The organism is Collimonas sp. OK412, assembly GCF_900112135.1.
GTDB classification, from domain to species: domain Bacteria; phylum Pseudomonadota; class Gammaproteobacteria; order Burkholderiales; family Burkholderiaceae_D; genus Collimonas; species Collimonas rhizosphaerae.
In genome coordinates this window covers 50,281-71,044 of the sequence record NZ_FOLC01000008.1, presented here as the reverse complement: position 1 = coordinate 71,044, position 20,764 = coordinate 50,281, and the positions used below count along the sequence as shown (strand labels likewise).

Annotated in this window: 20 protein-coding genes; 9 read left to right on the top strand and 11 right to left on the bottom strand. The window is 60.5% G+C overall.

From position 1 onward, the window contains the following. The first annotated feature begins 101 nt into the window (after positions 1–101). Positions 102–908: an AraC family transcriptional regulator gene (locus BM062_RS10795; RefSeq protein WP_254785035.1), complete on the top strand. Its 807-nt coding sequence runs from the start codon at positions 102–104 to the stop codon at positions 906–908. A 124-nt stretch (positions 909–1,032) separates the two neighbouring features. Here the strand turns inward: BM062_RS10795 and BM062_RS10790 are convergent, their stop codons facing one another. After that, positions 1,033–1,641, bottom strand: coding sequence for a glutathione S-transferase N-terminal domain-containing protein (locus BM062_RS10790; RefSeq protein ID WP_092396652.1), 609 nt, complete (start codon positions 1,639–1,641; stop codon positions 1,033–1,035). 30 nt (positions 1,642–1,671) lie between these two features. Next, on the bottom strand, positions 1,672–1,905 hold the full coding sequence (locus tag BM062_RS10785; RefSeq protein WP_092396650.1) for a hypothetical protein: 234 nt from the start codon (positions 1,903–1,905) through the stop codon (positions 1,672–1,674). Here BM062_RS10785 and purB point away from each other — a divergent pair. Then, positions 1,904–3,271 carry an adenylosuccinate lyase gene (gene purB / locus BM062_RS10780; RefSeq protein ID WP_092396648.1) on the top strand — a complete coding sequence of 456 codons (1,368 nt, stop codon included), beginning with the start codon at positions 1,904–1,906 and terminating at the stop codon, positions 3,269–3,271. The two genes, BM062_RS10785 and purB, sit on opposite strands and share 2 nt — an antisense overlap. A gap of 73 nt (positions 3,272–3,344) precedes the next feature. Here purB and secF read toward each other — a convergent pair whose 3' ends face one another. From secF to queA, 5 genes are all read right to left on the bottom strand, one after another. Then, positions 3,345–4,289 (bottom strand): protein translocase subunit SecF, encoded by a 945-nt coding sequence (secF, locus tag BM062_RS10775; protein WP_092396646.1) that lies wholly within the window; start codon positions 4,287–4,289, stop codon positions 3,345–3,347. 96 nt (positions 4,290–4,385) lie between these two features. Continuing rightward, complete coding sequence (gene secD, locus BM062_RS10770; protein WP_092396644.1) at positions 4,386–6,251, bottom strand: protein translocase subunit SecD; 1,866 nt, start codon at positions 6,249–6,251, stop codon at positions 4,386–4,388. A gap of 193 nt (positions 6,252–6,444) precedes the next feature. Beyond that, positions 6,445–6,798 carry a preprotein translocase subunit YajC gene (gene yajC, locus BM062_RS10765; protein WP_092396642.1) on the bottom strand — a complete coding sequence of 118 codons (354 nt, stop codon included), beginning with the start codon at positions 6,796–6,798 and terminating at the stop codon, positions 6,445–6,447. Positions 6,799–7,010: 212 nt separating this feature from the next. Beyond that, positions 7,011–8,138, bottom strand: coding sequence for a tRNA guanosine(34) transglycosylase Tgt (gene tgt, locus BM062_RS10760; protein WP_092396640.1), 1,128 nt, complete (start codon positions 8,136–8,138; stop codon positions 7,011–7,013). 23 nt (positions 8,139–8,161) lie between these two features. Continuing rightward, entirely contained in the window at positions 8,162–9,181 is a 1,020-nt protein-coding gene (queA, locus tag BM062_RS10755) for a tRNA preQ1(34) S-adenosylmethionine ribosyltransferase-isomerase QueA (RefSeq protein WP_092396638.1), read from the bottom strand. Positions 9,182–9,342: 161 nt separating this feature from the next. Here queA and recG point away from each other — a divergent pair, with 161 nt between their 5' ends. The 4 genes from recG (at position 9,343) to BM062_RS10735 (ending at position 13,876) form a co-directional block, all read left to right on the top strand. Further along, positions 9,343–11,463, top strand: coding sequence for an ATP-dependent DNA helicase RecG (gene recG / locus BM062_RS10750; RefSeq protein ID WP_092396862.1), 2,121 nt, complete (start codon positions 9,343–9,345; stop codon positions 11,461–11,463). 93 nt (positions 11,464–11,556) lie between these two features. After that, complete coding sequence (locus BM062_RS10745; protein ID WP_092396636.1) at positions 11,557–12,504, top strand: LysR substrate-binding domain-containing protein; 948 nt, start codon at positions 11,557–11,559, stop codon at positions 12,502–12,504. A 116-nt stretch (positions 12,505–12,620) separates the two neighbouring features. Then, complete coding sequence (gene ubiA / locus BM062_RS10740; RefSeq protein WP_092396634.1) at positions 12,621–13,475, top strand: 4-hydroxybenzoate octaprenyltransferase; 855 nt, start codon at positions 12,621–12,623, stop codon at positions 13,473–13,475. A gap of 80 nt (positions 13,476–13,555) precedes the next feature. Further along, positions 13,556–13,876 carry an ElaB/YgaM/YqjD family protein gene (locus BM062_RS10735; protein WP_092396632.1) on the top strand — a complete coding sequence of 107 codons (321 nt, stop codon included), beginning with the start codon at positions 13,556–13,558 and terminating at the stop codon, positions 13,874–13,876. Between the two features lie 103 nt (positions 13,877–13,979). On the opposite strand, the gene proC is transcribed toward BM062_RS10735, so the two are convergent. Both proC and BM062_RS10725 read right to left on the bottom strand, forming a co-directional pair. Beyond that, positions 13,980–14,804: a pyrroline-5-carboxylate reductase gene (proC, locus tag BM062_RS10730; protein ID WP_092396630.1), complete on the bottom strand. Its 825-nt coding sequence runs from the start codon at positions 14,802–14,804 to the stop codon at positions 13,980–13,982. After that, positions 14,794–15,549 carry a YggS family pyridoxal phosphate-dependent enzyme gene (locus BM062_RS10725; RefSeq protein ID WP_092396628.1) on the bottom strand — a complete coding sequence of 252 codons (756 nt, stop codon included), beginning with the start codon at positions 15,547–15,549 and terminating at the stop codon, positions 14,794–14,796. Before BM062_RS10725 ends, proC begins: the two co-directional genes overlap by 11 nt. Before the next feature lie 122 nt (positions 15,550–15,671). Here BM062_RS10725 and BM062_RS10720 point away from each other — a divergent pair, with 122 nt between their 5' ends. The 3 genes from BM062_RS10720 to BM062_RS10710 are packed head-to-tail and all read left to right on the top strand — an operon-like array spanning position 15,672 to position 18,376. After that, the gene (locus BM062_RS10720; RefSeq protein ID WP_092396626.1) at positions 15,672–16,715 is read left to right on the top strand and encodes a type IV pilus twitching motility protein PilT; all 1,044 of its coding nucleotides are present in this window, start codon (positions 15,672–15,674) and stop codon (positions 16,713–16,715) included. A 33-nt stretch (positions 16,716–16,748) separates the two neighbouring features. Then, on the top strand, positions 16,749–17,885 hold the full coding sequence (locus BM062_RS10715; protein ID WP_092396624.1) for a PilT/PilU family type 4a pilus ATPase: 1,137 nt from the start codon (positions 16,749–16,751) through the stop codon (positions 17,883–17,885). After that, positions 17,882–18,376, top strand: coding sequence for a glutathione peroxidase (locus tag BM062_RS10710; RefSeq protein WP_092396622.1), 495 nt, complete (start codon positions 17,882–17,884; stop codon positions 18,374–18,376). The genes BM062_RS10715 and BM062_RS10710 overlap by 4 nt, the downstream gene beginning before the upstream one ends. A 68-nt stretch (positions 18,377–18,444) precedes the next feature. On the opposite strand, the gene BM062_RS10705 is transcribed toward BM062_RS10710, so the two are convergent. Continuing rightward, positions 18,445–19,158, bottom strand: coding sequence for an MIP/aquaporin family protein (locus tag BM062_RS10705; protein WP_041742976.1), 714 nt, complete (start codon positions 19,156–19,158; stop codon positions 18,445–18,447). Between the two features lie 96 nt (positions 19,159–19,254). Continuing rightward, complete coding sequence (glpK, locus tag BM062_RS10700; RefSeq protein ID WP_092396620.1) at positions 19,255–20,751, bottom strand: glycerol kinase GlpK; 1,497 nt, start codon at positions 20,749–20,751, stop codon at positions 19,255–19,257. Positions 20,752–20,764: the final 13 nt, after the last annotated feature.

Here is a 20,764-nt window from a genome sequence, read left to right as displayed (position 1 = left end):
AAAAGATTTCTTCATTCGCAAGCCCTCAGTGTAAGCAAAAAAACCGAGACTGTTTTAAGATAGAAAGACATAATTTGTCGTATTTCTGCCATTTCCTCCCTATGCCTGCCCAAATACTCACCCACACCACGATCGGCCTGCTTGACGTCGTGCCGGACGCACTGCATCCGGTACGCCTGCGGGCGCGCGACCTTGACGCCGCCAAGCTGCTGAGCGCACATTCCCATCCCTGGGGCCAGGTCACCTATGCAGCGGAAGGCGTGCTGCGCGTGAGCGTCGGCAACAGCACCTGGATCGTGCCGCCGCTAAGGGCGATCTGGATTCCTCCGCTGGTGGAGCATGAAATCGCCACCATGGAAAAATCCCAGCTGCGCGCCTTGTACATCCATGCCGATGCGACGCCTTTCGACGGCCAGGAATGCATCGTGCTAGAGGTCTCGACCTTGCTGCGCGAATTGATCGCGGCCCTGTCGCAAACCGACGACGGCAGCCGCAGGGAAACCCTGCTCAGCCAATTGATACTGGAGGAACTGACGGCGGCGCAAACCCAGGGCATACGCATTTCCCTGCCAACCGAAAAGCGCTTGCACGCCATCTGCCAGGTCCTGATGGAAACGCCCGATTCCAGCATGACGCTGGCGGGCTGGGCAGACCAGGTCGGGGCCTCGGAAAGAACTTTGGCGCGCCTGTTCGAGCGCGACCTGGGCATGACCTTCGGCCAGTGGCGGCAGCAGATCAGGCTGGCGCACGCGGCGCCGATGATCGCGCGCGGCATGCCGCTGTCGCTGGTGGCTGCCGAACTGGGGTACGCCAGCCAGTCGGCATTTTCCGCCATGTTCAGGAAAACTTTCGGGCAATCGCCGTCGACCTTCTTCGCACCAAAGAAAACCGGCCAGGCAGGCAATTAGCGCGCGGCGGGGCCGAGGTCATGCATGAGAAGAGGTTTGCGGGGGAACAGATGCAGCCGAGAGCCGCTGTTGCGTCGTCCGTGTAACGCAACACGGACGGAACAGCCTGCTTCGGTAGTACGGCTTATTGCGGGGCGGTGTCCTTGAACGACTGGCGTTCGGACAGTTTCTCGTACAGCTTGGCCAGCGTCGGATAGTCTTCGCGCCAGGTAATTCCCGGGAAGCGGAAACTGAGCCAGCCCAAGGCGCAACCGACGGCCACGTCGGCCAGCGAATAGTGGATGCCGGAGCAGAACGGCTTTTCCGCCAGGCCGGACGCCATCGCTTTCAGGCCGCCGTCGATCTTGCGCTGCTGGCGGTCGATCCAGGCCTGGCTGCGTTCGCCTTCCGCGCGCTGCGTGCCTTCCAGGCGAATCAGCACGCCGGCTTCCACCACGCCGTCGGCCAGCGCTTCCCAGCATTTCACTTCGGAGCGTTCGCGGCTGTTAATCGGGATTAATTTACCAACCGGCGTCAAGGTATCGAGATATTCGACGATCACGTGCGAATCGAACATGGCGCCGCCGTCTTCCATCACCAGGCAAGGCACCTTGCCCAAGGGATTCGAAGCATGAATCTTGGTGTCGGCGGCCCAGACATCTTCCAGCACGAATTCGTAGTCCAGTTTCTTTTCCGCCATGACAACACGTACCTTGCGGACGAAAGGACTAGCGAGGGAACCGATCAGCTTCATATGTCACTTATGGTAAAAAATGTTGGCTGATTATAGCATTCGCCCCCAGCGACTTTGTCCATCACTGGCCCGGCCCGGACGCAAAGCGGCATATTTACCACGTTGCAAATGGTAAAATTCGGTTTGGCCCGTTATTGCCTTGCGTTGTTGACAAACGTTGTTGCCAAAATCGGCGTCGTTTTTAAGCGCACTGTGCACTTGCAAAATTGAAACAACCGGCGTACCGGCCCTATCTTCATTCACCTCTATAGTCGCCATTATCATGTCTCTTTCCACGCTTTCCGCCCTGTCCCCGCTGGATGGCCGCTACGCCGCCAAAACCGGCAAGCTGCGCCCGATCCTGTCCGAAGCCGGTTTCATGCACCATCGGGTCAAGGTTGAAATTGCCTGGCTGCAAGCCCTGTCGACTGCGGGCTTCGCCGAGATCAAACCCTTCTCCGCCAGCGCCACCGCGCTGCTCGACAAGCTGGCCAGCGACTTCAGCGAAGCCGACGCGGAACGCATCAAGGCCATCGAAGCCGTCACCAACCACGACGTCAAGGCGGTCGAATACTGGCTCAAGGAACAGGTCAAGGACGTGCCGGAGCTGATCGCCGCCTCGGAATTCATCCACTTCGCCTGCACCTCGGAAGACATCAACAACACTTCGCACGGCATGATGCTGAAAGCCGCGCGCGATACCGTGCTGCTGCCGGCCCTGCAGGAAGTGATCGCCAAGCTGACCGAGCTGGCGCACGCCAATGCCGATTTGCCGATGATGTCGCGCACCCATGGCCAGCCGGCCAGCCCGACCACGCTCGGCAAGGAAATGGCCAACGTCGTGGCGCGCCTGCAGCGCGCAGTGAAACGCATCGCCGCCGTGGAAATCCTGGGCAAGATGAACGGCGCGGTCGGCAACTACAATGCGCACCTGTCGGCCTATCCTGACTTCGACTGGGAAAACTTCTCGAAGAACGTGATCGAACAACGGCTGGGCCTGGTGTTCAATCCCTACACTATCCAGATCGAACCGCATGACTACATGGCGGAACTGTTCGATGCGATCAGCCGCAGCAACACTATCCTGCTCGACCTGAACCGCGATATCTGGGGCTACATCTCGCTGGGCTTTTTCAAGCAGCGCACCAAGGCCGGCGAAATCGGCTCGTCGACCATGCCGCACAAGGTCAACCCTATCGATTTCGAGAATTCGGAAGGCAACCTGGGCATGGCCAACGCAGTGCTCAAGCACATGTCGGAAAAACTGCCGCTGTCGCGCTGGCAGCGCGACCTGACCGATTCCACCGTGCTGCGCAACATCGGCGTCGGCCTCGGTTACGCGATCCTGGCTTACGACAGCTGCCTGCGCGGCCTGAACAAGCTGGAAGTCAATCCCGGCCGCCTGGCGGAAGACCTGGACGCCACCTGGGAAGTGCTGGCCGAGCCGGTGCAAACCGTGATGCGCCGCTACGGCATTGAAAATCCCTACGAGCAGCTGAAAGAGCTGACACGCGGCAAAGGCATCTCCAAGGATGCATTGCGCGAGTTCATCCTCAAGCTGGAAATCCCGCAGGAAGCCAAGGACCATCTGCTGGCCATGACGCCGTCCAACTACATTGGACATGCGGCATCGCTGGCCAGGAAAATCTAAAACGCCGCTTTCCGTCGGACCAAAAAAAAACCAGCCCGAATTGAAGGCTGGTTTTTTTTATTGCCGCGACGCTTTATACCACCGCGCCGTCAGTCTCGTCTTTTTCCTTGATCGGCTTGATCATGTCTTCGCGCTTGACGCCCAGCCACATCGCCACTGCCGCCGCCACGAACACCGATGAATAGATACCGAACAGGATACCGATGGTCAGCGCCAGCGCAAAGTAGTGCAACGCCGGGCCGCCGAACACGAACATCGACAACACCATGATTTCGGTACTGCCGTGGGTGATGATGGTGCGGGAAATCGTGCTGGTGATCGCGTGGTTCATGACATCGGCCACCGCCAGCTTGCCGAAGCGGCGGTCGCGGAAGGTTTCGCGCACGCGGTCGAACACCACCACCGATTCATTCACCGAATAGCCCAGCACCGCCAGGATCGCCGCCAGCACGGTCAGCGAGAATTCCCACTGGAAGAAAGCGAAGAAGCCGAGGATGATCACCACGTCATGCAAGTTGGCGATGATCGCCGCCACCGCGTATTTCCACTCGAAGCGGATCGCCAGGTAGATCACGATGCCGATCACCACGAACAGCAGCGCCATCAGGCCGTCATGCGCCAGCTCGTCGCCCACCTGCGGGCCGACAAACTCGGTGCGCTTGAGCTGCACGTCAGCATCCTGCTGCTGCAACGCCTTCAGCACGGTAGCGCTTTGGGCATTGGAATTCTCACCTTTTTTCGCGGGCAGGCGAATCATCACATCCTGGGCGGTACCGAAATTGGTGACCTGGTTATCGGTATAACCGAGCCCCTCGACCGTCTTGCGTATGCTCTCGATGTTAGCCGGCTTGCTGTAGGCGACTTCGATCACCGTACCGCCGGTAAACTCGATCGACAGATGCAAGCCTTTCGAGAACAGGAAGAATACGGCCAATACAAACGTCAGCGCCGAGATCGCATTGAATATCAATGCATGGCGCATGAACGGAATATCTTTTTTGATACGGAAAAGTTCCATCACATTCCTTTTGGTTCACACCACTGGTTCTTGCCTGTGCAGCCGCACAATGGCGGCCGCAACGTTATTCAATATGCGCTTGCGCTTGGCCGCGGCTCAAGCGTTCGGCTTCCAGATCTGGCCGATCGACAGGCTGGTCAGCTTCTTCTTGCGGCCGTACCACAGGTTGGCAAAACCGCGCGAGACGAACACCGCCGAGAAAATCGAAGTCAGGATGCCCAGGCAATGCACCACCGCAAAACCGCGGATCGCGCCGGAACCGAAAATCAGCAATGCCAGGCCGGCGATCAGCGTCGTCACGTTGGAGTCCAGGATCGTGGCCCAGGCGCGGTCGAAACCGATCGAGATCGCTGCTTGCGGCGAATTGCCGTTGCGCAGCTCTTCACGAATACGCTCGTTCACCAGCACGTTGGCGTCGATCGCAATACCCAGCGTCAAGGCGATCGCGGCAATGCCCGGCAGGGTCAGCGTCGCCTGCAGCGTCGACAGCACGGCGATCAGCAGCAGCAGGTTGACCGACAGCGCCAGCACGCTGAAGAAACCGAACAGCATGTAGTAGATGATCATGAATACGGCGATCACGGCAAAACCGTACATGGTCGAATCGAAGCCCTTCTTGATATTCTCGGCGCCCAGCTGCGGGCCGATGGTGCGTTCTTCGATGATGGTCATGGGCGCCGCCAGGGAGCCTGCGCGCAGCAGCAGCGCCAGGTCGGCGGCCGCTTCAGGAGAGCCCATGCCGGTGATCTGGAAGCGCGAGCCCAGTTCGCTCTGGATGGTAGCCACGGTCAGGACTTCGCCCTTGCCTTTTTCAAACAGGACGATCGCCATCGCCTTGCCGACCTTGCCGCGGGTAGCGTCGCGCATCTTGCGGCCGCCATCGCCGTTGAGGTCGATGCTGACTGCCGGCTGCTGGTTCTGGTCAAAGCTCACGGCTGCGCTGGAAATATAGTCGCCGGTCAGGACCGGCTCCTTGTACAGCACGACCGGGGCATTCTTGCCGACCTTGAACAGTTCGGACCCGAAAGGCACGGCTGCGGTGGTTTCCGTGCCGCGCGTCACCGACTCGTCCACCATCCGCACTTCCAGCGTAGCGGTGCGGCCGATGATGTCCTTGGCGCGCGAGACGTCTTGCACGCCAGGCAGCTGCACCACGATACGGTCAGCGCCCTGGCGCTGGATGATAGGTTCGGCCACGCCCAGCTCATTGACCCGCTTCGACAAGGTCGTGATGTTTTGCGTGACGCCGTTGTCGACGATCTGCTTCAATGCTTCCGGCTTGAGCGACGCAGTCAGCGTCGGGTCGCCGCCGGCGACAGGAGGCGCAACCTGGATCAGCATTTCCGTCAATTGCGGCGCCAGCAGGTCGCGCGCCTTGTTGAGCGTGTCCTGGTCGCGGAAACTGATGTCGATGCTGTCGCCGTTGCGGTTGATGCCGCTGTAACGGATGTCCTTGTCGCGCAAAGCGCTGCGGGCGCTGGCTTGCAAGCCTTGCAGACGCTTGTTGATGACCGCCTTGGTATCGACCTGCATCAGGAAATGCACGCCGCCGCGCAAGTCGAGGCCCAGGTACATCGGGAAGGCATGCAGCGCCTGCAGCCAGTGCGGCGTATTCGGCACCAGGTTGAAAGCCACCACATAGGTTGGATCGGTAGGATCTGTATTCAGGTTCTGTTCCAGCAGGGCCTTGGCCTTGAACTGGGTGTCGGTATCGTGGAAACGCGCGCGCACGGTGCCTTGCGCGCCGGTGTTTTCAAACGCCACGCCGTCAGTCTGCAGATTGCCTTGCTGCAGCACTTGCGACACCCGGTCGGCCAGCGCGCTGTCGACCTTCAATGTCGACTTGCCGCTGCTTACCTGTACCGCAGGCGATTCGCCAAAGAAATTCGGTATGGTGTACAGCACGCCGAACAGCAGCGCGATGACGATCAGAATATATTTCCAGAGAGGATAGCGATTCATATTGATTCAGCGTTCTGTGTGAGTCTCAGAGGGAGTCTCTTGCTTGCATGGTTGGTGCAGCCGATGCCCTGCGTGCAATGTCTTGCCGTGCTGCGCTTGTAGCACTGCGCCGCCAGGCTCTTTTTTATTCCGGACTTTACATTTGAAGAGAGCACCCGCCTGGATGCTCTCGCTCCATCAGTCTGGCGCCTGGTTACAGGGCTGTCTTGATCGTGCCCTTTGGCAGCAATGTGGTGACCGAACCCTTTTGCACCACGACTTCAGTGCCGCTGGCGATTTCCAGGGTGATGTAAGCGTCGGCAACCTTGGTGATCTTGCCCAGCATGCCGCCGGCCGTCACTACTTCATCGCCCTTGGCGAGCGCTTCCATCATGGATTTCTGTTCTTTCTGACGCTTCATTTGCGGACGGATCATCAGGAAGTACAACACGACGAACATCAGGATGATCGGCAAAAAGCTGGTCAGGTTGCCGCTCAGGCCCAGTGGACCGGTAGCAGCAGTAGCCGCAGGTGCAGTTTGCGCGTAAGCGCTGGAAATAATTGACACGAGTTGCTCCAGGTAATAGTTTGAAAATAGCCCAGCATTCTAGCATTGGGTAACGGCATACAACCGTCCAGCCGCCCCCCGGCGCTATTTATTGCCGGGAAAATCGGCCCGATGCGCCGCCCTTATAGCGGGAGTCGGCTGACCAGGCCGGTGTTCATAGACCGGTTTGCCCGGAAATAGTTGCAAAATGCATACTTTTTCCAGGGTAAATCCTATACGCCGCGCGCCCGGTCCAGGTGGAACCGGGTCACGAATACGCTGAACTGCCCGACATCCAGCGCTGCCCGGATATTCTTCATCAGGTCCAGGTAGTAATGCAGATTGTGAATCGTATTGAGCCGCGCGCCAAGGATTTCACCGGTACGATGCAAATGATGCAAGTATGCGCGCGAGAAATTGCGGCAAGCGTAGCAGCCGCAAGTCTCGTCCAATGGCTTTTCGTCATCCTTGTAACGGGCATTCTTGATCTTCAGGTCGCCGAAACGGGTAAACAGCCAGCCATTGCGGGCGTTGCGGGTCGGCATCACGCAATCGAACATGTCGACCCCGTTTTCGACCCCTGCCACCAGGTCTTCCGGCGTGCCGACGCCCATCAGGTAATGCGGCTTGCCGGCCGGCAGGCGCGGGCCGATGTGCTCCAGCACGCGCATCATTTCTTCCTTCGGTTCTCCCACCGACAGGCCGCCGATGGCGATGCCGTGGAAACCGACGTCTTCAAGGCCGGCCAGCGATTCGTCGCGCAGGTTTTCAAACATGCCGCCCTGGACGATGCCGAACAGCGCGTTCGGATTTTCCAGCTGGTCGAATTCGTTCTTGGAGCGCTTGGCCCAGCGCAGCGACATCCGCATCGATTGCGCCGCTTCCTCGCTGGTGGCGGGACGGCCGTCGATTTCATACGGCGTGCATTCGTCGAACTGCATCACGATGTCGGAATTGAGCGATTTCTGGATCTGCATCGAGACCTCGGGCGAAAGGAACAATTTGTCGCCGTTGATCGGCGACGAAAATTTCACGCCCTCTTCGGTAATCTTGCGCATCGCGCCCAGTGAAAACACCTGGAAGCCGCCGGAATCGGTCAGGATCGGCTTGTCCCAGGCCATGAACTTGTGCAGGCCGCCGAATTTATCGAGCACCTCGGTGCCAGGCCGCAGCCAAAGATGGAAGGTGTTGCCGAGGATGATCTGGGCTTCGATCTCCACCAGCTCCAGCGGCGACATCGCCTTCACCGAACCATAGGTGCCGACCGGCATGAAGATCGGCGTTTCGACCGTACCGTGGTTTAGCTTCAGGCGGCCGCGGCGGGCCTTTCCTTCGGTTTTCAGCAGCGTGAATTCAAGCATGGATTTTCAGTCAGTAATCAGGATCAAACGTTATAGGTAAGCAGCATCGCATCGCCATAGCTGAAGAAGCGATAACGCTGCGCGATGGCATGGGCGTAAGCGGCGCGGATGCAGTCGTAGCCGGCAAAAGCCGAAACCAGCATCAGCAAGGTCGATTTCGGCAGATGGAAATTGGTGATCAGGCGATCCACGGTCTTGAAGACGTAACCGGGAGTGATGAACAAGGCGGTGTCGGCGCTGCCCGCCTGTAAAACGCCGGACTGCGAGGCTGATTCCAGCGCCCGCAAGCTGGTGGTGCCGACCGCCACCACCTTGCCGCCGGCGGCCTTGGCAGCACGCACGGCATCGACGGTGGCTTCGGCGATGGTGTACCACTCGCTGTGCATCTTGTGTTCCGCCAGGTTCTCGCTGCGCACCGGCTGGAACGTGCCGGCCCCCACGTGCAACGTGACATAGGCGAAGCCGATGCCCTTTTGCTGCAAGCTTTGCAGCAAGGCCTGGTCGAAATGCAGGCCGGCAGTAGGCGCCGCCACCGCGCCCGCATGCTTGGCGTAGACGGTTTGATAACGGGTTTCATCGAAAGCATCGGCATCGTGCTCGATATACGGCGGCAAAGGCAGGCGGCCGTGGGCCTCGATCAGTTCGAATACATCGGCCGGGAACACCAGCGTATAAAACTCGCCGACGCGCTCGCCCACCACAACGTCGAACGCTTCGGCCAGGCAGATCCGGGTGCCGGCAGGCGGCGATTTCGAGGCGCGCACCTGGGCGTGCACGGTGCGGTTGTCAACCACACGTTCGACCAGCACCTCGACCTTGCCGCCGGTTTCCTTGACGCCGAAGAAGCGCGCCTTGAGTACGCGGGTATCGTTGAACACCAGCAGGTCGCCGGGATTCAAGAGGTCGACAATGTCGGCGAAACGGCGGTCCACCAGCTGTTCGCCGTCGATATGCAGCAGGCGCGAGGCGCTGCGCTGCGGCAACGGAGTTTGCGCGATCAGCTCGGGAGGCAGTTCGAAATCGTAATCGGATAGAGAATGCATGCTCGGATAAAAATAATGAAATTAGGCTCAACTTGCCAATACAGCTATAGGCTTTACAATGGCAAACGCTGAAATCTGTACACAACAGGGATGCAGCAACTCGATGCTTTTTTATGAGCAAACCCGCTATTTTACGCCCTGTGGCCTACAAACCGCCTGATATGCCTGCTCCGAAGCGAAAACCTGCCGCTGCTGCCCCCCCTGCCCCGGCTGCGAACACCCGCGCCAGCAAACTGGAAAAGCTGGGCCTGCGCACGGACATGGACCTGGTTTTGCACCTGCCGCTGCGTTACGAAGATGAAACCGAGATTGTCGCCATCCGGCAAGCCGGCATGATGGGCACCAGCGTAGCGCAAGTCGAAGGCGTCGTCACTGCCTGCGATATCCAGTACCGGCCGCGGCGCCAGCTGATCGTCACCATCGCCGACGATAGCGGCCAGCTGGTGATGCGCTTCCTGAATTTCTACGGCAGCCAGACCAAGCAGCTGGCGGTCGGCACCCGGGTGCGCGCACGCGGCGAAATCCGCCATGGCTTTTTCGGCGCCGAGGTGGTCCACCCCAGTTACAAGGTGGTGCTGGAAGGCGCGCCCTTGCCCGATGTCCTGACGCCGGTTTACCCGGCCGGCGAAGGCCTGTCGCAGATTTTCCTGCGCAAGGCGATTGCCGACGCCATGCACAGCATCGCCTGGCACGACACCTTGTCGCCAGCGCAACTGGCGGCGCAGCAGCTGATGCCGTTCGAAAGCGCGGTGCGCCTGCTGCACAACCCGCCACCCGACGTCGACGAGCATGCGCTGGAAGACCGCTCCCATCCGGCCTGGGTGCGCATGAAGTTCGATGAGCTGCTGGCCCAGCAATTGTCGTTGAAGCGGGCCCAGGTCGCACGGCGCGCCAAGAATGCCCGTGCGCTGCCGGTGGTCGGGCAGTTGTCCGCAGCCTTCCTCGCCACGCTGCCGTTCACCCTGACCAAGGCGCAGCAACGGGTGGTGGCCGAAATCAGCGCCGACCTGCAGGCCTCGTTTCCCATGCAGCGCCTGCTGCAAGGCGATGTCGGCAGCGGCAAGACCGTGGTTGCCGCCCTGGCCGCGGCACAGGCCATCGACAGCGGCTACCAGGCAGTGCTGATGGCGCCCACCGAAATCCTGGCGGACCAGCATTTCCGCAAGATCGCAGCCTGGATGGAGCCGCTTGGCGTGCGCGTCGCCTGGCTCACCGGCAGCCTGAAAAAGAAAGAAAAGCTGGCGGCCCAGGCCATGATCGAATCGGGCGAGGCGCAGCTGGTGATCGGCACCCATGCCCTGATCCAGGACAGCGTGCAGTTCGCCAAGCTGGGCCTGGTGATCGTCGACGAACAGCATCGTTTCGGCGTCGGCCAGCGGCTGGCGCTGCGCAACAAGACCGTGTCTGAAAACGGCGGCGGCGATGCCGTCCAAAACACGGCGCCGGTGGTGCCGCACCAACTGATGATGAGCGCCACGCCGATTCCGCGCACCCTGGCGATGACTTATTACGCCGACCTGGAAATCTCGGTGATCGACGAACTGCCTCCCGGCCGCACCCCCATCGTCACCCGCGCAGTCGACCAGGCACGGCGCGACGAGGTGATCGCACGGGTGCATGCGGCAGTACAGGACGGGCGCCAGGCGTACTGGGTCTGCCCGCTGATCGAGGAATCGGAAGCCCTGCAGCTGCAAACTGCCACCGAAACCTACGCAATGCTGGCGGAAGCGTTGCCGGACCTGCGGATCGGCCTGGTGCACGGCCGTCTCAAGCAAGCCGAAAAACAGGAAGTCATGGACGCCTTCAGCGCCGGCGCCTGCCACGTGCTGGTCGCCACTACCGTGATTGAAGTCGGGGTCGATGTCCCCAACGCCTCGCTGATGGTGATCGAACATGCGGAACGCTTCGGGCTGTCGCAGCTGCACCAGTTGCGCGGGCGGGTTGGACGCGGTTCTGCCGCCAGCGTATGCTTGTTGTTATACCAAAGCCCGCTCGGCTATGTCGCCAAGCAACGCCTGATGACCATGCGCGAAACCACCGACGGCTTCGAAATCGCACGGCGCGACCTGGAAATCCGCGGCCCCGGCGAATTCCTCGGTGCGCGCCAGTCAGGCCAGGCCATGCTGCGCTTTGCCGACCTGGCTACCGACCAATGGCTGGTCGACCGCGCCCGCGACCTGGCGCAAACGCTGCTGCAGGATCCGGCGCCAGCCAGCCAGGCCACCGTCAGCGCCCATCTGACGCGCTGGCTGGGCGGCCGCGAAGATTTCCTGAAGGTTTGAGCGGCATGGGCAAGAATGATGCTTATTTTGCAAAAGCGGCGCTGAAACATGGAGAGACACAAGCTCCATCGAAAAATATGCGAAGATAACAACATGACTCTGACCGAACTCAAATATATCGTCGCGGTAGCGCGCGTAAAGCATTTTGGCCATGCCGCTGAAGCTTGTTTCGTGGCGCAGCCGACGCTCTCCGTGGCGATCAAGAAGCTGGAAGACGAACTGGGCGTGGTGATCTTCGAACGCGGCGGCACCGAAATTTCCGTGACGCCGCTGGGTGCGCAGATCGTGGCCCAGGCTGAACGGGTGCTGGAGCAGACCGCCACCATCCGCGAGATCGCCAACCAGAACAAGGATCCGCTGGCCGGCCCGCTGCGCCTGGGCATCATCTATACGGTCGGCCCCTACCTGTTGCCGCCGCTGGTGAAAACCATGATCGAGCAAGTGCCGCAGATGCCGCTGGTGCTGCAGGAAAATTTCACCGTGCGCCTGCTGGAGCTGCTGCGCCAAGGCGAACTGGACGCCGCCATCATCGCCCTGCCGTTCCCCGAGCACGGCCTGATGGTGCAGCCGCTGTACGACGAGCCGTTCGTGGTGGCGCTGCCCAAGCACCATGCCTGGGCCAACCGCACCAGCATCAGCGCCCAGGATCTCAAATCGGAAACCATGCTGTTGCTCGGCAACGGCCATTGTTTCCGTGACCAGGTGTTGGAAGTGTGCCCCGAAATGTCGCGCTTTTCGACTGCCGGCGACGGCATTGCCCGCACTTTCGAAGGTTCGTCGCTGGAAACCATACGCCACATGGTGGCTTCCGGCATCGGCATCACAGTGCTGCCGCTGGCCTCGGTGCCCGATATCGACGCCAAGGACGGCATGCTGCGTTATGTGCCGTTCACCGATCCGGAGCCGTCGCGCCGGGTGGTGATTGTCTGGCGCAAGAGCTTCACGCGCCATGCCGCCATCGAAGCCGTGCAAAAAGCGGTGCTGGATTGCGGCCTGAAAGGCGTTACCTTGCTGCATGACGCGCTTGCCGTCGAAGGCTAAGCCAAAAGCCGATTCATGCTGGCCGGGACAGGACCTGGTTTACGTCCGCCGGCATGTTTCCATCCCTTGTTCTTTTCCCGCTGCCGCCTGGCGGCTACGCTAACATCCAAACCGCAATGAATCGTCTCAAACTCTACTTCCGGCTGATCCGCATGGACAAACCCATCGGCATCCTGCTGCTGCTGTGGCCAACCCTGGCCGCCCTGTGGCTGGCGGCCGAGGGCAAGCCGGCCTGGGCCCTGGTCGCGATTTTCTGCCTCGGCACCGCCCTGATGCGCTCGGCCGGCTGCGCGATCAACGATTTCGCCGACCGCGATTTCGACAAGCACGTCAAACGCACCGCCGAGCGGCCGCTGACCAGCGGCAAGATCGCCGCCTGGGAAGCGGTGATGGTGGCCGTCGTGCTGACGCTGCTGTCGCTGCTGCTGATCCTGCCGCTGAACACGCTGACCAAGGAGCTGTCGGTCGTCGCCGTGATCGTGGCCGGCAGCTATCCCTACTTCAAGCGCTTCTTCGCGATTCCGCAAGCCTACCTCGGCATCGCCTTCGGCTTCGGCATTCCCATGGGTTTCGCCGCGGTCCAGGGAACGGTGCCGGCCGCCGCCTGGCTGCTGTTGCTGGCGAATGTATTCTGGGCCGTCGCCTACGACACCGAATACGCCATGGTCGACCGTGACGACGACCTGAAAATCGGCATCCGGACTTCGGCGATTACCTTCGGCCGCTACGACGTAACAGCAATCATGCTTTGTTACGCGCTCAGTTTAGGATTAGTATTTACAGTAGGCTGGCAATTCGGCCTGCGCGCCTGGTTCAGCGCCGGCATGCTGGTGGCGGCCGGATGTGCGGTCTACCACTACCGCTTGATCCGCAGCCGCGAACGCGCCGGCTGCTTCGCCGCTTTTCGCCACAACAACTGGCTGGGAGCGGCGGTATTCGGCGGGATCGCCCTGGACTATGCGCTCCGGTAGATGTCCGGCGGCAACCCGGCATGATTATCGTGATATATTAGGCAACATCTTTCCCCGCAATCCACATTGAAGAGGCAAACATGGCTACTACCGACAACGTAAAAGAGATGCGCGACAATCTGGCTGGCGAACTCAAATCCGTGATCAAGGAAGCGGAAACCCTGCTCGACGATACCCATGACCATGCGGAAAAAAAATACAACTCGGCCCGTGAGAAGCTGAAAGCAGCGCTGGAAACAGCCAAGACGGAACTGCCGAAAGCCACCAAGAAAGCCGTGGCGCACACCAAGCACGCGGCCCATGTCACCGATGAATATGTCGGCGACAATCCATGGAAAGCTGTCAGCGTGGCGGCCGTCATCGGTTTGCTGGCTGGGCTGGCGATTGGCCGCAACAAATAAAGTGCGGCCGGAGCCTCGACACTACTGCGGCTCAACAATAAAAAAAACAGCGGCAATCGCCATGCGATGCCGCTGTTTTTTTATATGCAATACCGTCCCGGCGCTAGTCGCGTCCGAATTCGTCGCCCAGCTCCTGGCCGCGCAGCGCGGCTGATTTGACGGCAGCGATGATCGCGCCCTTCACATCCGCAGCCTCCATGCTGCTCAACGCAGCATACGTGGTGCCGCCCTTGGAGGTCACGCGCTCGCGCAGCAGGGACACCGGCTCCGACGATTGTGCCGCCAGCTGCGCTGCGCCGGTGAAGGTGGCCTTGGCCAGTTCGATGCCCTGTTGCGCGGTCAGGCCGAGTTCCTGTGCCGCCTGCTGCATTGCTTCGATAAAATAAAACACATACGCCGGGCCGCTGCCGGACACCGCCGTCACCGCATCGATCTTTGCTTCGTCATCCAGCCATACCGTGCTGCCCACCGCGCGCAAGATCAGGTCGGCAGTCTCGCGCTGGGCCGGCGACACGCCGGCGGTGGCGACCATTCCGGTAATGCCCTGGCCGATCAGCGCCGGCGTATTCGGCATGCAGCGCACGATGGCGTCGTGGCCGCCCAGCCAGCGCGCCAGGTCTACCGCGCGAATCCCGGCGGCAATCGACAGCACCAGCTGGGTCCGGACATGCGGCCGCAATTTGGCCACGACTTCCTTCATCTGCTGCGGCTTGACCGCCAGCACGATCACTTCACAGGCCTCGATCGCGGCATCGATTCCGGTCGCCGTGCTGACGCCGAAGCGCTGCGCCAGATTCTGCAGCGCCTCCGGATTCAGGTCGACCACATGGATGTTGGCGCCGTCGGTCACCTTGCCGGCCAGGCCGCCGATCAGGGCCGCCGCCATATTGCCGCCGCCGATGAAGCCGATATTCAATTTATTTTTCATGATTCCGTTCCCGTTGCCCAAAAATTGCACTGCCCACGCGCACGATGGTAGCGCCCTCTTCAATCGCCGCCACCATGTCTGCCGACATGCCCATCGACAAAGTGTCTAGTTGCTGCCCAGCTTGCTGTCCAGCTAGCTGCGCGCCCAGGTCCTGCTGCAGCTGCTCCAGCAATTCCCTGGTCTGGCGAAATGCCGCATGCTGTTTTTGCCGGTCGTCGGTCGGCTCCGGTATCGCCATCAGGCCGCGCAGCCTCAGCCCCGGCAATCCCGCAACGGCACGCGCCACAGCCGGCAATTCCGACGGCGCCAGGCCGCTCTTGCTTGCTTCGCCGCTGATATTCACCTGCAGGCAGATGTTCAGCGGCGCCAGTTGCGGCGGCCGCTGCTGCGACAGGCGCTGGGCGATTTTTTCGCGGTCGACCGTGTGCACCCAATCGAAATGCTCAGCGATGGCGCGCGTCTTGTTGCTCTGGATCGGACCGATAAAATGCCATTCCAGCAAGACATCGTCGCGCTGTCCAGACTTCAGCGCCAGCTCGACCTCAGCCATTTTGGCCAGCGCCTCCTGCAGATAATTTTCGCCGAAGGCGCGCTGGCCGGCGGCGATCGCTTCCAGCACCGCGTCGGCGCCGAAGGTTTTGGACACCGCCAGCAGCGCCACACTGTCAGGTCGGCGCGACACCGCAACGGCCGTGGCATGAATACTGCTATGGACGGCTTGCAACTTGTGCGACATTAAGGACATAATCGGAGAGTTTGAAAATTGCCGTAAAGAACTACCAACTTGCATGGCCAGGCGGTTTTGACAAGCAGCGCCTGGGCAGGAAAATGCATTTCAACAAACAAAATACAGCACAGGGATTATAAATGGACATTTCCGAACTTCTGGCTTTTTCGGTGAAGAATAAGGCATCCGATTTGCATTTATCAGCAGGCTTGCCGCCGATGATCCGGGTTCATGGCGATGTGCGCCGCATCAACCTGCCGCCGCTGGAGCACAAGGACGTGCATTCCATGATCTATGACATCATGAACGACGGCCAGCGCAAGGCGTACGAAGAACATCTGGAATGCGATTTTTCCTTTGAAATCCCGGGCCTGGCGCGCTTCCGCGTCAATGCATTCAACCAGGACCGCGGCGCCGCGGCCGTGCTGCGGACGATTCCGTCGACCGTCCTGACGCTGGAACAGCTCAACGCGCCGCGCATCTTTGCCGAGCTGTCGCTCAAGCCGCGCGGCCTGGTGCTGGTCACCGGCCCTACCGGTTCCGGCAAGTCGACCACGCTGGCCGCCATGGTCAACCATGTCAACGAGAACGAATACGCGCACATCCTGACCATCGAAGATCCGATCGAATTCGTCCACCAGTCGAACAAATGCCTGATCAACCAGCGTGAAGTCGGCCCGCACACCCATTCCTTCAGCAATGCGCTGCGTTCGGCCTTGCGTGAAGACCCGGACGTGATCCTGGTGGGTGAATTGCGCGACCTTGAAACCATCCGCCTGGCGCTGACCGCCGCCGAAACCGGCCACCTGGTGTTCGGCACCCTGCACACCTCTTCCGCCGCCAAGACCATCGACCGTATCGTCGACGTGTTCCCAGGCGAAGAAAAGGAAATGGTGCGCGCCATGCTGTCGGAATCGCTGCAGGCGGTGATTTCGCAAAGCCTGCTGAAGACCAAGGACGGCTCCGGCCGCGTTGCGGCCCATGAAATCATGCTGGGCACGCCGGCGATCCGCAACCTGATCCGCGAAAGCAAGATTGCGCAGATGTACTCGGCGATCCAGACCGGCAGCAACATGGGCATGCAAACCCTGGACAGCAACCTGACCGAACTGGTCAAGCGCAATGTGATCTCGCTGGCCAGCGCGCGCGCAGCGGCCAAGACACCGGACAATTTCCCAGGCTAAAACCCGGGCTGCAAATACATTAGGATAAGAATCATGGAAAGAGATCAAGCCACCAAATTCATGCACGACTTGCTGCGCCTGATGGTCAGCAAGCGCGGCTCCGATTTGTTCATTACCGCAGACTTCCCGCCTGCGTTCAAGATCGACGGCAAGATCACCCCGGTGTCGAACCAGGCGCTGACTTCGGTGCATACCCTGGAACTGGCGCGCGCCATCATGAGCGACAAGCAGGCTGCCGATTTCGAAGAAACCAAGGAATGCAATTTCGCCATCAGCCCGGCCGGTCTGGGACGGTTCCGGGCTTCGGCCTTCATCCAGCAAGGCCGGGTCGGCATGGTGCTGCGCACGATCACCACCGACATCCCGAAATTCGAAGACCTGGGCCTGCCGCCCACGCTGAAAGAGGTCGCCATGACCAAGCGCGGCCTGGTGATCATGGTCGGCGCCACCGGCTCCGGCAAATCGACCACGCTGGCGGCGATGGTCGGCTATCGCAACGAAAACAGCTACGGCCACATCATCACCATCGAAGATCCGGTCGAGTACATCCACCCGCACAAGAATTGCATCGTGACCCAGCGTGAAGTCGGCGTCGATACCGACAACTGGGGCGTGGCGCTGAAGAACACGTTGCGCCAGGCGCCGGACGTGATCCTGATCGGCGAAATCCGTGACCGTGAAACCATGGACTACGCTATCGCCTTCGCCGAAACCGGCCACTTGTGCCTGGCCACCTTGCACGCCAACAGTTCCAACCAGGCGCTTGACCGCATCATCAACTTTTTCCCCGAAGAGCGCCGGCCGCAGCTGCTGATGGACTTGTCGCTCAACCTGAAAGGCATCATCTCGCAACGCCTGGTGCCGCTGAAAACCGTGAAGGGACGTGCGGTAGCGGTTGAGATCATGCTGAATTCGCCGCTGATTTCCGACCTGATCTTCAAGGGCGACGTGCACGAGATCAAGGAAATCATGAAGAAGTCGCGCGAACTCGGCATGCAGACTTTTGACCAAGCCCTGTTCGATTTGTACGAAGAGGATAAAATCAGCTATGAAGACGCCTTGCGCAACGCCGATTCGGTCAACGATCTGCGTCTCGCCATCAAGCTGCGCGGCAAGGATGCAAAGGACCGCGACCTTGCAGCCGGCACTGAACACCTGGGGATAGTATGACTACCGACACTAGCATTTATGATTTCACCGTCAAGCAGCTGGACGGCACGCCTGAGTCGCTGGCGGCCTTCCGCGGCAAGGTGCTGCTGATCGTCAACACTGCCAGCAACTGCGGCTTCACGCCGCAGTACAAGGGACTGGAAGAGATTTACCAGAAGTACCGCGCGCAAGGCTTCGAAGTACTGGGCTTTCCGTGCAACCAGTTCGGCGCCCAGGAACCGGGAACCGCCGACGAAATCGGCGCTTTCTGCGAAAAGAACTATGGCGTCACTTTTCCCCTGTTCGAGAAGATCGACGTCAACGGCGACCATGCGGCGCCGCTCTACCAGTACCTGAAAAATGCGGCGCCGGGTTTGCTGGGCAGCGAGGGCATCAAATGGAATTTCACCAAATTCCTGGTGAACAAGGATGGCGGCGTGGTTGACCGTTTTGCACCGCAGACCAAGCCGGAAGCGCTGACGGCGGATATCGAGAAATTGCTGGGGAAATAAGGCAGGAACATTCCGGACCGGTTCCCGGCTTTGCCGCCGGCCGATCCGGATACATCGTCAATCGCAGCTCAATGCGCCATTTGCAGGCCGTACACCAGCGCCGCCAGCACGCCGCCGCAGATCGAACCCACCACAGGCACCAAGGCATAACCCCAGTCGCTGTCGCGTTTGCCGGGAATCGGCAGCAATGCGTGCATCAGGCGCGGGCCCAGGTCACGTGCCGGGTTGATCGCATAACCGGTGGTGCCGCCCAGGGAAACGCCGATGCTCATCACCAGCAAAGCCACCGGCAGCGCGTCCAGCGCGCCCAGGCCCATCTTCGGCGAAGCGATATTCAGTACGCAATAGACCAGCACGAAAGTGCCGACCACTTCAGACACTACGTTGCCGAAGGTGTTGCGGATCGCCGGCGCCGTGCAAAACGCAGCCAGCTTCAAATTGCCGTCCGTAGTTTCGGCGAAGTGATTGCGGTACACCAGCCATACCAGGAAAGCACCCATCATCCCGCCCAGCATCTGCGACAGGATATAACCCGGCACGCTGCCCCAGGCGAACTTGCCGGCCACCGCCAGCGCCAGGGTCACGGCCGGATTCAGGTGGGCGCCGCTGGACGATGCCGCCACAAAAACACCAACGAATACGGCCATCGCCCAGCCGACCGTGATCACGATCAGGCCGCTGCCATGGCCATGGGTTTTACTTAAAAGTACATTGGCAACCACGCCGTTGCCAAGCAAGACAATCAGGGCGGTGCCCACGAATTCAGCTAAAAAGGGAGTCATGAGGAACTCTTTCGGAAATGGGAAGTGAGAGGAACGCAGATTCTGGCCTGCGTTCCGGTCTGTTTTTATCCAACAGTGCTTGCTACCGGCTGGTGGTCAGGAATCTGCCCACACCGTGGCCGCTGCAATCGCCCGCTGCCAGCCTTTGATGCTGGTCTGCACTTCTTCCGCCGGCAGCGCCGGCTTGAAGCGCTGGTCGAGCTGCCATTGGCCGCGCACATCGTCGGTGCTGCTCCAGTAGCCGACTGCCAGGCCAGCCAGGTAGGCAGCTCCCAGCGCCGTGGTTTCCGTGACTTTCGGGCGCACCACATCCACGCCCAGGATGTCGGACTGGAATTGCATCAGCAGGTTGTTGGCAGTGGCGCCGCCGTCGACACGCAATTCCGGGATGACGATGCCGGCGTCCGCTTCCATGGCTTTCAATACGTCCATGGTTTGGTAAGCGATGCTGTCCAGCGCGGCGCGCGCGTAGTGGGCCGAGGTGGTGCCGCGGGTAATGCCGAAAATGGTGCCGCGTGCGTGCGGGTTCCAGTGCGGCGCGCCGAGGCCGGCAAACGCCGGCACCAGGTAGACGCCGTCGCTGCTCTTGACGCTGCGCGCCAGTGCTTCGATTTCGGTGGAAGTCTTGATGATGCCGAGGCCGTCGCGCAGCCACTGCACCACGGCGCCGCCGATGAAGATGCTGCCTTCCAGCGCGTAGTTGACTTCGTTGCCGATTTTCCAGGCGACCGTGGTCAGCAGGTTGTTTTTCGAAATGATCGGCTTGGTGCCGGTGTTCATCACCATGAAACAGCCGGTGCCGTAAGTATTCTTGACCATGCCGGGTTCGGTGCACATCTGGCCGAACAAGGCTGCCTGCTGGTCGCCGGCAATCCCCGCCAGCGGGATTTCGGAACCGAAGCCGGAGATCTCGGTGTGGCCGTAGACTTCGCTGGAGGAACGCACTTCCGGCAGCATGCTGCGCGGCACGCCCATGATCTTGAGCAGCTCGTCATCCCATTCCATGGTGTGGATGTTGAACAGCATGGTGCGCGAAGCGTTCGAGACATCGGTCAGGTGCAGCTTGCCGCGGGTCATGTTCCAGACCAGCCACGTGTCGATCGTGCCGAACGCCAGGCGGCCCTGGTCTGCCAGCTGCTGCGCGCCTTCGACGTTGTTCAGTATCCAGCGGATCTTGGTGCCGGAAAAATACGAGTCGACCAGCAGGCCGGTCTTTGCGCGGATGGTTTCGGCCAGGCCGTCGGCTTTCAGCTGGTCGCAGAATGCGGCTGTGCGGCGGTCTTGCCAGACGATGGCGTTGTACACTGCCTTGCCGGTTTCGCGATCCCAGACCACGGTGGTTTCACGCTGGTTGGTGATGCCGATGGCGGCGATCGACGTGCCGTTCAGGCCGATGTTGGTCGAAGCCTCGGCGGCGACGCCGACCTGGGTCGACCAGATTTCCTGCGGATCATGTTCGACCCAGCCCGGCTGCGGATAGATCTGGCGGAATTCTTTCTGCGCCGAAGAAACGATATTGCCTTGACGGTCGAACAGGATGGCGCGCGAACTGGTCGTTCCCTGATCCAGGGCTAAAATGTATTTATCTTTCAACTTGTCTACTCCA

What these genes read in the sequence shown, in the direction of transcription:
- BM062_RS10795 (WP_254785035.1), top strand. Translation starts at nt 102, where the DNA reads ATGCCTGCCCAAATACTCACCCACACCACGATCGGCCTGCTTGACGTC.
- BM062_RS10790 (WP_092396652.1), bottom strand. Translation starts at nt 1,641, where the DNA reads ATGAAGCTGATCGGTTCCCTCGCTAGTCCTTTCGTCCGCAAGGTACGT.
- purB (WP_092396648.1), top strand. Translation starts at nt 1,904, where the DNA reads ATGTCTCTTTCCACGCTTTCCGCCCTGTCCCCGCTGGATGGCCGCTAC.
- BM062_RS10785 (WP_092396650.1), bottom strand. Translation starts at nt 1,905, where the DNA reads ATGATAATGGCGACTATAGAGGTGAATGAAGATAGGGCCGGTACGCCG.
- secF (WP_092396646.1), bottom strand. Translation starts at nt 4,289, where the DNA reads ATGGAACTTTTCCGTATCAAAAAAGATATTCCGTTCATGCGCCATGCA.
- secD (WP_092396644.1), bottom strand. Translation starts at nt 6,251, where the DNA reads ATGAATCGCTATCCTCTCTGGAAATATATTCTGATCGTCATCGCGCTG.
- tgt (WP_092396640.1), bottom strand. Translation starts at nt 8,138, where the DNA reads ATGCTTGAATTCACGCTGCTGAAAACCGAAGGAAAGGCCCGCCGCGGC.
- queA (WP_092396638.1), bottom strand. Translation starts at nt 9,181, where the DNA reads ATGCATTCTCTATCCGATTACGATTTCGAACTGCCTCCCGAGCTGATC.
- recG (WP_092396862.1), top strand. Translation starts at nt 9,343, where the DNA reads ATGCCTGCTCCGAAGCGAAAACCTGCCGCTGCTGCCCCCCCTGCCCCG.
- BM062_RS10745 (WP_092396636.1), top strand. Translation starts at nt 11,557, where the DNA reads ATGACTCTGACCGAACTCAAATATATCGTCGCGGTAGCGCGCGTAAAG.
- ubiA (WP_092396634.1), top strand. Translation starts at nt 12,621, where the DNA reads ATGAATCGTCTCAAACTCTACTTCCGGCTGATCCGCATGGACAAACCC.
- BM062_RS10735 (WP_092396632.1), top strand. Translation starts at nt 13,556, where the DNA reads ATGGCTACTACCGACAACGTAAAAGAGATGCGCGACAATCTGGCTGGC.
- proC (WP_092396630.1), bottom strand. Translation starts at nt 14,804, where the DNA reads ATGAAAAATAAATTGAATATCGGCTTCATCGGCGGCGGCAATATGGCG.
- BM062_RS10725 (WP_092396628.1), bottom strand. Translation starts at nt 15,549, where the DNA reads ATGTCCTTAATGTCGCACAAGTTGCAAGCCGTCCATAGCAGTATTCAT.
- BM062_RS10720 (WP_092396626.1), top strand. Translation starts at nt 15,672, where the DNA reads ATGGACATTTCCGAACTTCTGGCTTTTTCGGTGAAGAATAAGGCATCC.
- BM062_RS10715 (WP_092396624.1), top strand. Translation starts at nt 16,749, where the DNA reads ATGGAAAGAGATCAAGCCACCAAATTCATGCACGACTTGCTGCGCCTG.
- BM062_RS10710 (WP_092396622.1), top strand. Translation starts at nt 17,882, where the DNA reads ATGACTACCGACACTAGCATTTATGATTTCACCGTCAAGCAGCTGGAC.
- BM062_RS10705 (WP_041742976.1), bottom strand. Translation starts at nt 19,158, where the DNA reads ATGACTCCCTTTTTAGCTGAATTCGTGGGCACCGCCCTGATTGTCTTG.